Genomic DNA, 14,290 nt, shown 5'->3' with positions numbered 1-14,290 from the left:
TCGGCGGTACGGTTTGACGCGTGAACAGCAGCCGTACCCGCGTGGCCGTGATCTTCGGTGGCCGGAGCAATGAGCATTCAGTGTCCTGTGTTTCCGCCGGAAGCGTCCTGAGCAACCTCGACCCGGATCGGTACGACGTCGTACCGATCGGCATCACCGTCGACGGTTCCTGGGTCCTCGGGTCGAGCGACCCCAGCTCCCTCGCGATCAGCGGGCGCGCGTTGCCGTCGGTCGACAAAGACGGAACGTCGGTGGTCCTCAGCGCGGACCCCACCCGCGAGGGCGAGGTCATCTCCTTCGACGGCTCCGACGCCGGTGCTGTGCTCGCGTCGGTCGACGTCGTTTTCCCCGTTCTGCATGGGGCTTACGGCGAAGACGGCACCATTCAGGGATTGCTCGAACTTGCCGGGGTTCCGTATGTCGGACCCGGAGTCCTGGCCAGCGCCGCCGGCATGGACAAAGAGTTCACGAAGAAGCTTCTTGCCGCTGAAGGGCTTCCCGTCGGAGTGCAGGTCGTGCTTCGACCGGGAATCGCAACGCTGACCGAAGAGCAGAAGGCGGAGTTGGGCCTTCCCGTGTTCGTGAAGCCCGCTCGTGGTGGTTCGTCCATCGGCATCACCCGGGTGAGCAATTGGGACGGTCTGGACGGGGCGATCGCTCATGCGCGCCTGCACGATCCCAAGGTGATCGTCGAAGGCGCGATCATCGGCCGTGAGGTGGAATGCGGCGTCCTCGAATTCCCGAACGGCGACGTCAAGGCGAGTGTGGTCGCTGAGATCCGGATGCCGGATTCCGACACCGATTCGGACGCGTTCTACGACTTCGACACCAAGTACCTCGACGACGTCTGCGAATTCGACATCCCCGCGAAACTCGACGAGTCGGTGAGCGACCAGATCAGGGAGCTTGCAGTCCGCGCGTTCAAGGCACTCGATTGCCAGGGACTCTCGCGGGTCGATTTCTTCGTCACGGCTGACGGCCCGGTGATCAACGAGATCAACACGATGCCTGGGTTCACTTCCATCTCGATGTATCCGAAGATGTGGAACGCCACCGGAATCGATTACCGCACTTTGATTTCGACACTGGTCGACACCGCCATCGCTCGCGGTACCGGACTTCGCTGATCAGGGAACCGCGACCGGCGCCGGGTCGAGAGGCTTCTGTTCGAGAGTCGCAGTGATGGTGTCGGATATCTCCTGAATCGGCGTCGGGCCGGTCCCGTCGGGGATCGTGATACCGATGTACTCACCGCGGTCTACGGCAAACCAAGTGCTCGCAGCCAGACCGACGTCGGTTCCCGAGACCTGGAACCATTGGACACCGTTCACAACCTGTAGTGCTGCAGCCTGGTCGAACTCGGTCGGACGGTCGAGCCCGCAGCGCAACACGATCGGCTCACCTTCGCTGCGCTGCCAAGCTGCCGCTCCAGCCGGAGCGGGGTCAACCAACTCGGCTTTCGTGAAGTCGTCGATCTTGTCGGGGAGCGCACCAAGGAGGGAAACGCAGGCCTCCGACTCCGCTGCCGGTGCCGGTACGGGTCCCAGCGCTACCGGCGAGAGTTCAGGGTTGTTTCCCGCGACGACGGCCGCGATCACCACTCCGACGATCAGGGCTACCGGGAGCGCGATGGCGGTGGCGATCAGCGCCGGACTGCGGCGCTCGGACGGATCGTCGTCGCTATCGGGGTCGATGTCGGCGTTGTCTGCGGTGGAGGTGTTTTCTGCCATGCTCAGTTCTTCGCTCGGGTCCTGGTCCAGTCGATCAGCGGTCTCGTCACTTCGCAGGGCACGTCGGTGAATCGGTAGGATTGCCGACACACGCGTGAGCTTGCAGAAGCATTCACGACCACAGCTAGAAGGTACCGCAGGCCGCTTACGAGCGAATTGCGTCGGCATTGGAGACACTCATCGCATCATCGGGGTTCGGGTCAGAGCACACTGTCGAGCAGGTGGGGGAGTTCGACGTGATCGCGCGATCTCTGGTCGGCCGAATCCAACCGGTCACCACCGAATTGGGGCCGGGTGACGATGCCGCGATCGTGACGTCCGGAGACGGCCGTGTGGTTGTCTCGTCCGACATGCTGGTCGAAGGTCGGCATTTCCGAATGGATTGGTCTTCGCCACGCGACATCGGCCGAAAGGCAGTGGCACAGAACGCTGCGGATGTCGTCTCGATGGGAGCGCGGCCGACGGCATTCACCGTGTCTCTGGGGTGCCCGCCTTCGACTCCGGTCGACGTGATCGACGGAATCTCCGCGGGAATCTGGGACGCGGCAACCGATCTGGGGGCCGGTGTGGTCGGCGGTGACCTGGTCCAGTCGCCGGTGATCGTGGTGTCGGTGACCGTGCTCGGCGATCTCGGTGGCCGTCCGGCAGTTCTGCGTTCGGGAGCAAAGATCGGTGACAAGATCGCGGTCGCCGGGTTGTTCGGTTGCTCGGCAGCAGGGTTGGCTCTACTGCTCGACGAAGCCGTATTGCTCGACGAAGCCGAAAGCTTTCCAGACTTGCTTGCCGCTCATCGTGTTCCGAATCCGCCGTATCAATCGGCATGGGACGCCGCAGAATCAGCACATTCCATGACGGACGTATCCGACGGATTGATCGCGGACCTTCGACATCTCGCAGAGGCCTCGCACGTGCGGTTCGACATCGTCTCGGCCGCGGTTCCCACCTCACTCGATGTCGCATCGGCGGCCGAGGCGCTCGACGTCGATCCGCTGGACTGGATCCTCTCCGGTGGTGAAGATCACGGATTTGCAGCAACTTTCGGGCCTGAGGTCGAGATTCCGTCGGGTTGGACTGTGATCGGTGAGGTTGCGGCCGGTTCCGGCGTGAGCGTCGACGGTTCGCTTCGCGAGAGCGGTGGGGGCTGGCACAGCTTTTCGACCACCGGCACCACCGCGGTATAGGTTGCTTTCATGGCTGTATATGCACTTGGAGACAGAGTTCCGGACATTCATCCGGACGCATACGTTCACCCGGACGCGGTGGTGATCGGCGCCGTGACTCTCGCGGCAGGCACCTCGATCTGGCCGCAGGCGGTATTGCGTGGTGACTACGGAACCATTTCGGTGGGAATCGGATCCAACATCCAGGACGGAAGTGTCATCCATTGCACCGCCATCGATGCGACTGTCATCGGTTCCGGTTGCGTGGTGGGCCACAACGCGCACATCGAGGGGTCGACCATCGAGGACCACTGCCTGATCGCATCGGGATCCGTGGTTCTCAACGGAACGGTGATCGGGACGGGGTCGATCGTCGCCGCGGGTGCGGTGGTGGCCAACAAGATGCAAGTTCCCCCGCGCAGCATGGCACTCGGTGTGCCCGCCAAGGTCCGTGCGGGATACGAAGTTCCGCTCGGACACCTCGACGGAAACGTCAAGATGTACGCAGCCAATGCGGCGTACTACCGCGACGCGTTGCGCAGGCTCGACTGATGGCGCCGCTTGCAGAGATCGTCGATCCAGGGTGGGCGCGGGCACTCGAACCGGTCTCGGAGCAGATCTCCGCGATGGGTAAGTTCTTGCGCAAAGAGATCGCTGCGGGACGGGAGTATCTGCCTGCGGGAGAGAACGTCTTGCGTGCATTCACGAATCCGTTCGACGACGTTCGGGTGCTCATCGTCGGTCAAGACCCCTATCCGACGCCCGGTCATGCTGTCGGGTTGAGCTTTTCGGTTGCCCCGGACGTGCGGCCGGTTCCACGAAGTCTCGGTAATATCTACAAGGAGTATCACCAGGATCTCGGGTTGCCGATACCGCCGAACGGCGATCTGACGCCGTGGTCGAAACAAGGTGTGCTGCTTCTCAATCGCGTACTCACCGTGCAGCCGGGTCAAGCCGCTTCTCATCGTAAGAAGGGCTGGGAGCCGGTGACCGAGCAGGCTATCCGCGCTCTGGTCGCGCGGTCGTCACCGATGGTGGCGATCTTGTGGGGTCGTGACGCGGCCACTCTCGCGCCGATGCTGGGCGACACACCGATCATCGAATCAGCGCACCCGTCACCGCTTTCGGCTTCGCGCGGCTTCTTCGGTTCGCGCCCGTTCAGTCGTGCGAACGAACTCTTGACCGGACTCGGGGCCGACCCGGTCGACTGGAATCTGGGCTGATCGAACTGCGCCTGCACTCACCCGGCATGCCGAACGTCGTGACACGACATTCGGCATGCCAGCTGACTAGGCCTGCTTTGCGGAAGTGAAATCGGGGCGACGCTTGTCGACGAATGCGTCGACACCCTCGCGCCCGATCGGGCTGTTCGCCGCGAGGGCGATGGACGCAGCCTCGGCGTCGAGTTGCTCGGCGAGCGAGTTCGTCCGTGACGAACGCAGCAGCGCTTTGATTCCCGAGTACGACGTGCTCGGCCCGTTGGCCAAGGCGCGTGCGAGGCGAGCTGCCTCTTCCTGGACCTCGTCGTCGCCGACGAGTCGGGTGAGGATCCCCAGCCGGACGGCTTCGTCGCCACCGATCACCGAATCGTTGAGAAGAATCTCGCGAGCGCGTGCCACGCCGACGATGCGGGGGAGTGTCCACGACATTCCGCCGTCCGGGGTGAAACCGATGGAGGGGTACGCGGGGCGGAGCTTGGTGCCGGTGCCGCCGATTGCGACGTCGGCGAGGCAGACCAGGCTCATTCCGGCGCCGGCAGCCCATCCGTGGACCCCGGCCACCACTGGAGCGGTCGCGGCGTCGAGCGCGCGAACGAACACGTGGAAGACACGGGCAACCTCGGCGACATACTCGCCGCGGTCAGGGGCTGCGGCGAACGCACGGACGTTGCCGCCGGCACAGAAGTTTGCGCCTTCGCCGACCAGAAGGATGCTCCCGATGTCGTTTCCGACTGTCTCGAGCGCCTGCGCGCCCTGAACCAGTCCTTCGTCGTCGAGGGAGGTGCCGTTGGCGGCGGTGGAAATGGTGATGCGGAGTACGCCCTCGTCGAGGGTCACTTTGCTCAGGTCATCGATGGAAGTCACTCAACGCACATTACGGGTGTCGGACAGCCATACGAAACACGGGGACACATAGATACAGACACATAGAAACAGCTCTGCCCCCGTCACCGAAGTGACGGGGGCAGAGCCTGCAATAGTTTGTGCTCGGGCAATCAGCCCCGAGCGACCTTGCCTGCCTTCAGGCAGGAGGTGCACACGTTGACCTTACGGGTGTTACCCGGGGCAACCTCGGTACGAACAGACTGAATGTTCGGGTTCCAGCGACGATTGGTACGCCGGTGCGAGTGCGAGACCGACTTACCGAAGCCGGGCCCCTTGGCGCATACGTCGCAGACGGCAGCCATAGTCGCGAACTCCTTGTTAGAAATGAATATTGAAGTGGTTACCCTACACGGTAGGGCAGCCAGAATTACAATCCGAATATACTCGACTTCGAACCGATCCTTGACCGCTCACTGTGCAGTCGAACGTGAAAACAGTCAATCAGCAACAAACAAAGTGCAGCATTATTTCGTGTAGCCCGTTCGAGGCAACCGTGTAAGAGTAACCGCTTCCGGCCCGAATGGCCAAACCGCCCGGTAATGACGGTTGCGCAGAAGCGTCGGACTACCCTCGACTGCACCGATCACCGATCTCTTTTTCATCGTCAGTCTTTCCATCGTCTGTCTGTCCATCGTGGAGGGGAACCGTCAGTGGGGGAAGTGCAACGCGTCGCCGAAGAAGCGGAATCCGTCGCGGACGGACATCTGCTGCGGCGCTGGGCCCGCCGGGCGGTCGACAGCCTCCAGAAACGTCGCGGTGAGATCAACAGCCTCAACGTCTTTCCCATCCCTGATTCGGATACCGGCACCAACCTGTTGTTCACGATGCGGGCCGCGCTCGATTCCGCCGAGACGATCGAGGACGACGTCCGCAGTGCAGGCCGCGTCGCGAACGCGCTGGCTCGGGGCGCAGTGTCCGGTGCACGCGGTAATTCCGGAGTGATCCTCTCCCAGGTGATCCGGGGTATCGCGGAGAGCGTTCAAGGCGAGCACATCGACGGCCGGAGCTTTGCGAACTCACTGACCACGGCGACGGGGCTGGCTTCTCGGGCTGTCTCCGATCTGGTGGAAGGCACCATCGTCACGGTTCTGCGCGCGTCGGGTGAGGCAGCGCAGGAGTGCGTCGACACCAAGACGCCGAGCGGCGAGGATCTTGCTTCCGTGGTTGCCGCCGCTGCCGATGCGGCTGCGATCGCGCTGAACAAGACCCCGGAGCAACTGGACGTTCTGGCGTCGGCCGGGGTGGTCGATGCCGGGGGATTCGGTCTGGTTCTGATCCTCGACGCTTTTGTCGAGGTGGTGACCGGGAAGTCGCAGGTTCGCGAGGATCTGGGGACGCCGGACCCGAGGTCGAGCGCAGTTGTCGACGTCAGCGCATTCGATCACGATTGGGCTCACAAGAGCCCGATCGAATGTGGTGATCACTCGGAACAGGATTTCGAGGTCATGTACCTCGTCGACGACTCGGACGACGATCGCATGACGGCGCTGCGCACGCGGCTGTCCGTCCTCGGAGATTCGACGGTCATCGTCAGCGACGGCTTCGGTGGCTGGTCGGTGCACGTGCATTGCTGCGATGCCGGTGCAGCCGTCGAAGCCGGCCTCGAAGCCGGGAAGGTCCACGGTATTCGCATAAGCAGTTTTCTCGTCGACGAACGCGACCAGTTGGTGGCACGGGCGGAGAGGCGATTCCCGGGTGCCGGTGCCCGCGGCGTTCTGGCCGTCGTCGCCGGTGAGAGTGCGGCGGCGTTGTTCGAGAGTGAGGGTGCGACGGTTCTTCGGTGCGACGACGCGCCGGTGACACGTGCGCAACTGCTCGGCCGCATTCGTCAGATGGAGCGAAGCGAAGTTCTGGTGCTGCCGAACGGAGCCTTGACGGCTCAGGAACTGGTCGCAGTCAGTGCCGCTGCACGCGATCCGCTTCACCAGGTTCTGCTGCTGTCGACATCGTCGATGGTTCAGGGCTTGGCCGCACTTGCCGTTCACGACGCTCAACGCAACGTCGCCGACGACGGCTTCACGATGTCCGAGGCGGCGGCTGCGACACGCTGGGGATCATTGCGAATTGCGGTCGAGCGTTCGCTGACGTACGTCGGGACGTGTGATCCGGGTGACGCGATCGGTCTGATGGGGCACGAGGTGGTGCTCATCGGTCCCGACGTCGCGGAGTCGAGTGCGCGACTGGTCGACCTCGCGCTCGGATCCGGTGGCGAACTCGTGACCCTACTCATGGGCGCCGACGCGCCGGACAACCTGGCCGGGCAGCTCGAGGCGCACGTCATCGCGCACCATCCGGGCGTCGACGTGCTCGTCTATCAGGGTGATCAGCCGGGTGACCTGTTCCAATTGGGTGTGGAGTGATCGAACCGGGTCTGTCGGTGACTACTGATATACGAACACATGTGCTTACCGCGACACTGTGCTGGAGGAACTGATGGCGACGCTCGCCGACCCACTCGATCGGCTGCTGGGAAAGAAGACCGCGGACGCGCTCGACGAGGCATTCGAGATTCGGACGGTCGAGGACCTGCTGCGTCACTACCCGCACCGGTACGCGTCGGCAGGCAAGGAACTTGCCGAGAAGGAGCCGCCCGAGGGTGAGCACATCACCATCATCGCGCGGGTGGCGTCGGCGGCGGTCGTGAAGATGAAGAACCGTCCGGGGCAGATGTTGCGAGTATCGCTCGCGACTGATTCGCAGACCGTCGACGTCACGTTCTTCAATCCGCAGAAGGTGCGGCACGTCATCAAGCCCGGCGTGCGCGCGATGTTCTCCGGGACGGTGAAGTACTTCCGCGGCAAGTGGTCTCTCACCCACCCGAGCTACCTGATCCTCCCGGAACCTCGTGTCGGCGAGGAGGATTCGGTAGTTCCGCTTGCATCCATCAAGGGGGCCGGTGACCTTGCCGGTCTGGCTCGCGCAAACCAGGATCCCGGCGCCGAACTCGATCTGTCCGTCTTCGACCGCGCATTGATCCCGCTGTACCCGGCGACCCGCGAGGTCGAGAGCTGGACCATCATGCGGTGCGTGCGGCAAGTGCTCGATCAACTCGATCCGATCGAGGAGCCGTTGCCCGCCGAGACTCGGGCCGAGCACGGATTCATCGGTTTGGACGAGGCACTGCGCACCGTTCACCTCCCGGATACCAAGGAGGACATCGAACGATCTCAGGATCGTCTGCGTTTCGACGAGGCGCTGTCTCTGCAGTTGGTCCTCGCGATGCGTCGTCACGACAATTCCGAGCGTGTGGCGCCGGCCTGCGCTCCGGTTGCCGGCGGGATCGCGGACCAGTTCGAGGAGATGCTCCCGTTCACTTTGACGGAGGGACAGCAAGCGGTCGCGGAGGAGATCTCCAGCGATCTCGCTCGCCCACACCCGATGAGCCGGCTTCTTCAGGGCGAGGTCGGGTCAGGCAAGACGATCGTGGCTCTGCGCGCGATGTTGCAGGTCGTCGACGCCGGTTATCAGTGCGCGTTGCTCGCACCGACCGAGGTCCTGGCAAATCAGCATGCGCGATCACTGCGCAAGATGATGGGTCCGTTGGCGGCAGGTGGTGAACTCGGTTCGGCCGAACATTCCACCCGTATCGCCCTTCTGACCGGCTCGCTGCCTGTCGCTGCGAAGCGCGCAGCGCTGCTCGAAGCCGTGACCGGCGATGCCGGGATCGTCATCGGTACCCATGCGCTCATCCAGGACAACGTGGAGTTCTTCAACCTCGGCATGGTTGTCGTCGACGAGCAGCACCGCTTCGGCGTCGAGCAACGTGATCAGTTGCGATCACGAGCGCGTGAAGGTCTAAGTCCGCATCTGCTGGTGATGACGGCAACGCCGATTCCGCGAACCATCGCCATGACGGTGCTCGGCGACCTCGAGGTCTCGACTCTGCGGGAACTACCGCGTGGGCGAACCCCGATCAAGAGCAGCGTCGTGCCCGCGAAGCAGAAGCCGCAGTGGGTGGATCGCGCATGGGAACGAATCCGTGAGGACGTTGCCGCTGGTCGTCAGGCGTATGTCGTGTGCTCACGCATCGGCGACGGTGAGCAGGGTGCCGGTGAGGACCAGTTCACCGAGGAGAAGCAGCCCGAGACCAAGTCGGCAGTCGACGTCTTCGAAGAGCTGTCGAGTGGCCCGCTGGCTGATCTGCGAGTCGGGTTGCTGCACGGTCGACTGCCTTCCGACGAAAAAGACGTCGTGATGAGCGCGTTCAACGTCGGTGACATCGACGTCCTCGTCTGTACGACTGTCGTCGAAGTCGGTGTGGACGTTCCGAATGCGACGGTGATGGTGATCGTCGACGCCGAGCGGTTCGGCGTCAGTCAGCTCCATCAGCTGCGCGGACGAGTCGGTCGAGGCAAGCACCAGGGGCTGTGCATCCTCGTCACCGGAAGCAATCCCGGCGGACCGGCGTACGAGCGGCTCTCGGCGGTGGCAGCGACCAACGACGGGTTCGAACTGGCGCAACTCGACCTCGCGACCAGACGTGAAGGAGACATTCTCGGTGCGGCGCAGTCTGGCACAACCTCGAATCTGCGGCTGCTTTCCCTCATGGCCCACGGAGACATCCTCGAGTCCGCCAGGGAGTTCGCTCAGGGAATTGTCGACTCCGATCCGTCGCTCGAGGATCATCCCGCCCTCGCTTCCATGGTGACCGCTGCCCTGGACTCCGACCGGATCGAGTACCTCGAGAAGTCGTGACAGGTATGACGACAAGCTGAAATCGAATAGCACGAGGACCGCCGGGTTGGTTTCTCGATTCAGTCCGAAATATGAGACTCCGCATGTAGACGCAAGATGAAATCGGGGTAGTTTTCTCGAATGTTCTCCAAAGTGCTCGTCGCGAACCGCGGCGAAATTGCGATCCGTGCCTTCCGCGCCGCCTACGAACTAGGTGCCGGAACCGTCGCGGTGTTCCCGTACGAGGATCGGAACTCGATCCACCGTCTCAAGGCAGACGAGAGCTACCAGATCGGGGAGAAGGGTCACCCCGTTCGGGCGTATCTCTCAGTCGAGGAAATCGTCGCCGCCGCCAAGAGTGCCGGAGCCGACGCCATCTACCCCGGTTACGGCTTCCTTTCCGAGAACCCGGATCTGTCGGCGGCGTGCGCCGAGGCAGGCATCAAGTTCGTCGGCCCGTCCGCCGAGATCCTCGAGTTGACCGGTAACAAGGCTCGGGCCATCGCAGCGGCAAAGGCCGCCGGTCTCCCCGTGCTCGCGTCCTCGGAGCCGTCAGCGGACATCGACGAGTTGCTCGCGGCCGCCGAGGACATGACCTTCCCGATCTTCGTCAAGGCCGTTGCAGGCGGCGGTGGACGCGGAATGCGCCGCGTTGCGGAGCGCTCACAGCTCAAGGAATCGATCGAAGCCGCAGCGCGCGAAGCGGAATCGGCCTTCGGCGATTCGACGGTCTTCCTCGAGCAGGCCGTCATCGACCCCCGGCACATCGAAGTGCAGATCCTCGCCGACGAGCAGGGCAACGTCATCCACCTCTTCGAGCGTGACTGCTCGCTGCAGCGTCGCCACCAGAAGGTGATCGAACTTGCTCCGGCGCCCAATCTCTCGGAAGAGTTGCGCGCCAAGATCTGTGCCGACGCCGTCGCCTTCGCGAAGGAGATCGGGTACACGTGCGCAGGCACCGTCGAGTTCCTCCTCGACACGCGCGGCAATCACGTCTTCATCGAGATGAACCCGCGAATTCAGGTGGAGCACACCGTCACCGAAGAAGTGACGGACGTGGACCTGGTCCAGTCGCAGCTCAAGATCGCATCCGGTTCGACGCTTGAAGAGCTTGGTCTGTCACAGGACACGATCAAGCTTCGCGGCGCGGCGCTGCAGTGCCGCATCACGACCGAGGATCCGGCCAACGGATTCCGCCCGGACACGGGCCGCATCACCGCGTACCGCACCCCGGGCGGAGCCGGTATCCGCCTGGACGGCGGCGCCACGCTCGGAGCCGAGGTCGGCGCGTACTTCGACTCGATGCTGGTCAAGCTCACCTGCCGTGGTCGTGACCTCGAAGCCGCTGTCGCGAGGGCTCGCCGCGCGGTCACCGAGTTCCGCATTCGTGGCGTCTCGACCAACATTCCGTTCTTGCAGGCGGTTCTCGACGACCCGGACTTCCGTGCCGGACGCGTGACGACCTCCTTCATCGAGGAACGTCCTCAGCTGCTGACTCTGCGTTCTTCGGCAGACCGCGGCACGAAGATCCTGACCTACCTCGCGGATGTGACGGTCAACAAGCCTCACGGTGAGCGGCCCTCGGCGGTGTACCCGCAGGACAAGCTGCCCAAGATCGATCTCTCGACGCCTCCTCCTGCCGGTAGCCGTCAGCGACTGCTCGAACTCGGACCCGAAGGTTTCGCGAAGGCACTGCGTGAGCAGAAGGCCGTCGGCGTCACCGACACCACCTTCCGTGACGCGCACCAGTCGTTGTTGGCCACGCGAGTTCGAACCAGCGGACTGCTCGGAGTAGCCGGGCACGTTGCGCGGTTGACGCCGGAACTGCTCTCGATCGAAGCCTGGGGCGGCGCGACCTATGATGTGGGACTTCGCTTCCTGCACGAGGATCCGTGGTACCGGCTCGCCGCACTCCGCGAGGCGATCCCGAACATCTGCCTTCAGATGCTTCTTCGCGGCCGAAACACCGTGGGCTACACGCCGTATCCCGAAAAGGTCACGCGCGCATTCGTTCAGGAAGCCACCGACACCGGTATCGACATCTTCCGAATCTTCGACGCGCTCAACAACGTCGACCAGATGCGGCCCGCCATCGACGCGGTGCGTGAAACCGGAACGGCCCTCGCCGAGGTGGCGCTGAGCTACACCGGTGATCTGTCGGATCCGAACGAAACTCTGTACACGCTCGACTACTACCTGAAGTTGGCCGAAGAGATCGTCGATGCCGGCGCTCACGTGCTCGCGATCAAGGACATGGCAGGCCTGCTGCGCGCTCCGGCAGCTACCAAGCTGGTGACGGCGCTACGCAGCAACTTCGATCTGCCGGTTCACGTTCACACGCACGACACTCCCGGTGGACAGCTGGCCACGTACTTCGCAGCGTGGCAGGCGGGCGCCGACGCAGTCGACGGTGCTTCCGCGGCACTGGCCGGAACCACCAGCCAGCCTGCGCTCTCGGCCATCGTCGCCGCTGCCGCGCACTCCGAGTTCGACACCGGACTGAACCTGCAGAACGTGTGCGACCTCGAGCCGTACTGGGAGGCGCTGCGAAAGGTGTACGCGCCGTTCGAATCCGGACTGCCTGCGCCGACGGGTCGCGTGTACACGCACGAGATTCCGGGCGGCCAGCTCTCCAACCTCCGGACCCAGGCCGTTGCTCTCGGTCTCGGCGACCGGTTCGAAGAGGTCGAAGCCAAGTACGCCGACGCAGACCGCATGCTCGGGCATCTCGTGAAGGTGACGCCGTCGTCGAAGGTCGTCGGCGACCTCGCGCTCCATCTTGTCGGCGCCGGTGTGCCTTCGGAGGAGTTCGCCGCAGATCCGGCGAAGTTCGACATTCCCGACTCCGTGGTGGGCTTCCTGCGCGGTGAACTCGGTACGCCTCCCGGTGGTTGGCCGGAACCGTTCCGCAGCAAGGCACTCGAAGGACGTGGCCAGGCCAAGCCGGAAGCGACGTTGTCCGCTGAGGACGAGGTACTGCTAGAGGGCTCGTCGAAGGACCGTCAGGCGACGCTGAACCGTCTGCTGTTCCCCGGCCCGACAAAGGAATTCCTCGAACACCGCGAGAAGTACGGTGACACGTCGCGGCTTTCGGCAAACCAGTTCTTCTACGGTTTGCGGCGCGGCGACGAGCACCGGGTCGAGTTGGCTCCCGGCGTGGAACTGATCATCGGTCTCGAGGCGATCTCCGAGCCCGACGAGCGCGGCTACCGCACTGTCATGTGCATCCTGAACGGCCAGCTGCGCCCGGTCTCGATCCGCGATCGCTCCATTGCCAGTGACGTACCGGTGGCGGAGAAGGCCGACAAGAACAACCCGGGCCACGTGGCTGCACCGTTCGCGGGCGTCGTGACGCTCGCGGTCAAGGAAGGCCAGAAGATCGAGGCCGGCGACACCGTGGCCACGATCGAAGCGATGAAGATGGAAGCGGCGATCACCTCGCCGCGCGCCGGCGTCGTCTCGCGGATCGCGATCAGCGCCGTCCAACAGGTCGAGGGCGGAGACCTGCTGGTAGTCGTCTCGACGGGGGAGAGCGCCGCAGAGTGACACGCATCATCTCGGGACTCGCGGGCGGTCGACGCCTGCGAGTCCCGCCGAGCGGCACCCGTCCGACGTCGGATCGGGTTCGTGAGGCGCTGTTCAGTGCTCTCGAAGCGCGCATCGATCTCGAAGGGTGCGCGGTTCTCGACCTCTTTGCGGGTTCGGGTGCTCTCGGCCTCGAGGCGCTCTCGCGGGGAGCCGAGCACGTTGTTCTCGTGGAATCCGATGCCAAGGCTGCTGCCGTCATCAAGGCGAACATCGGCACTGTCGCGTTGCCGGGGGCGACGGTTCGCGCCGCTCCGGTTGCGGCCGTGGTCTCGGGTCCGAGCGCGCGTGAATACGACATCGTGATCGCGGACCCGCCGTATGCGGTAACCGACGAGGCCGTCGTGTCCATGCTCGCTGATCTGCAGGCCAACAAATGGGTGGGGGAGGGCACGATCGTGGTACTCGAACGATCGTCGCGCTCGCCGGAGACCGTGTGGCCTCAGGGCTACGAGCCGATCAAGGCCAAGAACTACGGTGAAGCCCGCATCGAGCTGGCCACCTGCTACGGTCTGGACTCATGACTGGCGCCGTCTGCCCCGGATCCTTCGACCCTGTGACCAACGGTCACCTCGACGTAATCGGAAGAGTTGCTGCGCAATTCGACGAGGTCGTGGTCACCGTGCTGATCAACAAGAGCAAGCGTGGCATGTTCACGATCGACGAGCGGATCGAGATGCTCGAAGACGCGACGACCCACCTGCCCAACGTTCGCGTCACGTCGTGGCACGGATTGTTGGTCGACTACGCGAAACAAGAAGGACTCAGCGCGATCGTCAAGGGTCTGCGCGGCGCGAACGACTTTGATTACGAGCTGCAGATGGCCCAGATGAATCAGAAGCTCACGGGCGTCGACACGCTCTTCGTTGCCACGAACCCGACCTACAGCTACCTGTCGAGTTCTTTGGTGAAGGAAGTTGCGACCTTCGGCGGCGACGTCTCCGACATGCTCCCGGCCAAGGTGCATTCTCGGCTACTCGCGCGTATCGCCGAACGAGCAGCCGAAAACAGCTGATCCCCGACACACCGACCACGA

12 protein-coding genes are annotated in these 14,290 nt (G+C 63.7%); 9 read left to right on the top strand and 3 right to left on the bottom strand.

The window, feature by feature from the left end; all coding sequences use genetic code 11:
- Positions 1–20: 20 nt before the first annotated feature.
- Complete coding sequence (locus tag CPI83_RS17470) at positions 21–1,127, top strand: D-alanine--D-alanine ligase family protein (protein ID WP_024487352.1); 1,107 nt, start codon at positions 21–23, stop codon at positions 1,125–1,127.
- On the opposite strand, the gene CPI83_RS17465 is transcribed toward CPI83_RS17470, so the two are convergent.
- Positions 1,128–1,820, bottom strand: a complete 693-nt coding sequence (locus tag CPI83_RS17465) for a DUF3515 domain-containing protein (RefSeq protein ID WP_078377411.1) — start codon at positions 1,818–1,820, stop codon at positions 1,128–1,130. It lies immediately after the preceding gene.
- 89 nt (positions 1,821–1,909) lie between these two features.
- Between CPI83_RS17465 and CPI83_RS17460 the strand changes: the two genes are divergently transcribed.
- Genes CPI83_RS17460 through CPI83_RS17450 form a run of 3 tightly spaced genes read left to right on the top strand, consistent with a single transcriptional unit; the run spans position 1,910 to position 4,113 of the window.
- Positions 1,910–2,911 carry a thiamine-phosphate kinase gene (locus tag CPI83_RS17460; RefSeq protein WP_097388205.1) on the top strand — a complete coding sequence of 334 codons (1,002 nt, stop codon included), beginning with the start codon at positions 1,910–1,912 and terminating at the stop codon, positions 2,909–2,911.
- Positions 2,912–2,920: 9 nt separating this feature from the next.
- The gene (locus CPI83_RS17455) at positions 2,921–3,442 is read left to right on the top strand and encodes a gamma carbonic anhydrase family protein (RefSeq protein WP_097387501.1); all 522 of its coding nucleotides are present in this window, start codon (positions 2,921–2,923) and stop codon (positions 3,440–3,442) included.
- Positions 3,442–4,113: a uracil-DNA glycosylase gene (locus CPI83_RS17450; RefSeq protein WP_097387500.1), complete on the top strand. Its 672-nt coding sequence runs from the start codon at positions 3,442–3,444 to the stop codon at positions 4,111–4,113. Before CPI83_RS17455 ends, CPI83_RS17450 begins: the two co-directional genes overlap by 1 nt.
- A 66-nt stretch (positions 4,114–4,179) precedes the next feature.
- Here the strand turns inward: CPI83_RS17450 and CPI83_RS17445 are convergent, their stop codons facing one another.
- Positions 4,180–4,974 (bottom strand): enoyl-CoA hydratase-related protein, encoded by a 795-nt coding sequence (locus CPI83_RS17445; RefSeq protein ID WP_019747947.1) that lies wholly within the window; start codon positions 4,972–4,974, stop codon positions 4,180–4,182.
- A gap of 131 nt (positions 4,975–5,105) precedes the next feature.
- Positions 5,106–5,297: a 50S ribosomal protein L28 gene (gene rpmB / locus CPI83_RS17440; protein WP_003942669.1), complete on the bottom strand. Its 192-nt coding sequence runs from the start codon at positions 5,295–5,297 to the stop codon at positions 5,106–5,108.
- A 348-nt stretch (positions 5,298–5,645) separates the two neighbouring features.
- Here rpmB and CPI83_RS17435 point away from each other — a divergent pair, with 348 nt between their 5' ends.
- The 5 genes from CPI83_RS17435 (at position 5,646) to coaD (ending at position 14,269) form a co-directional block, all read left to right on the top strand.
- Positions 5,646–7,355: a DAK2 domain-containing protein gene (locus CPI83_RS17435; protein WP_097387499.1), complete on the top strand. Its 1,710-nt coding sequence runs from the start codon at positions 5,646–5,648 to the stop codon at positions 7,353–7,355.
- Positions 7,356–7,428: 73 nt separating this feature from the next.
- Positions 7,429–9,690 (top strand): ATP-dependent DNA helicase RecG, encoded by a 2,262-nt coding sequence (recG, locus tag CPI83_RS17430; protein WP_029255116.1) that lies wholly within the window; start codon positions 7,429–7,431, stop codon positions 9,688–9,690.
- 120 nt (positions 9,691–9,810) lie between these two features.
- A complete protein-coding gene (locus CPI83_RS17425) occupies positions 9,811–13,215 on the top strand; it encodes a pyruvate carboxylase (protein WP_070796216.1) in 3,405 nt (1,134 codons plus the stop codon).
- The gene (gene rsmD / locus CPI83_RS17420) at positions 13,212–13,778 is read left to right on the top strand and encodes a 16S rRNA (guanine(966)-N(2))-methyltransferase RsmD (protein ID WP_003942746.1); all 567 of its coding nucleotides are present in this window, start codon (positions 13,212–13,214) and stop codon (positions 13,776–13,778) included. The genes CPI83_RS17425 and rsmD overlap by 4 nt, the downstream gene beginning before the upstream one ends.
- A complete protein-coding gene (coaD, locus tag CPI83_RS17415) occupies positions 13,775–14,269 on the top strand; it encodes a pantetheine-phosphate adenylyltransferase (RefSeq protein WP_097387498.1) in 495 nt (164 codons plus the stop codon). The genes rsmD and coaD overlap by 4 nt, the downstream gene beginning before the upstream one ends.
- Positions 14,270–14,290: the final 21 nt, after the last annotated feature.

The organism is Rhodococcus sp. H-CA8f, assembly GCF_002501585.1.
GTDB classification, from domain to species: Bacteria; Actinomycetota; Actinomycetes; order Mycobacteriales; family Mycobacteriaceae; genus Rhodococcus_F; species Rhodococcus_F erythropolis.
The sequence above is the reverse complement of the archived record's forward strand: the minus strand, read 5'-3'. Positions and strand labels throughout refer to the sequence as shown.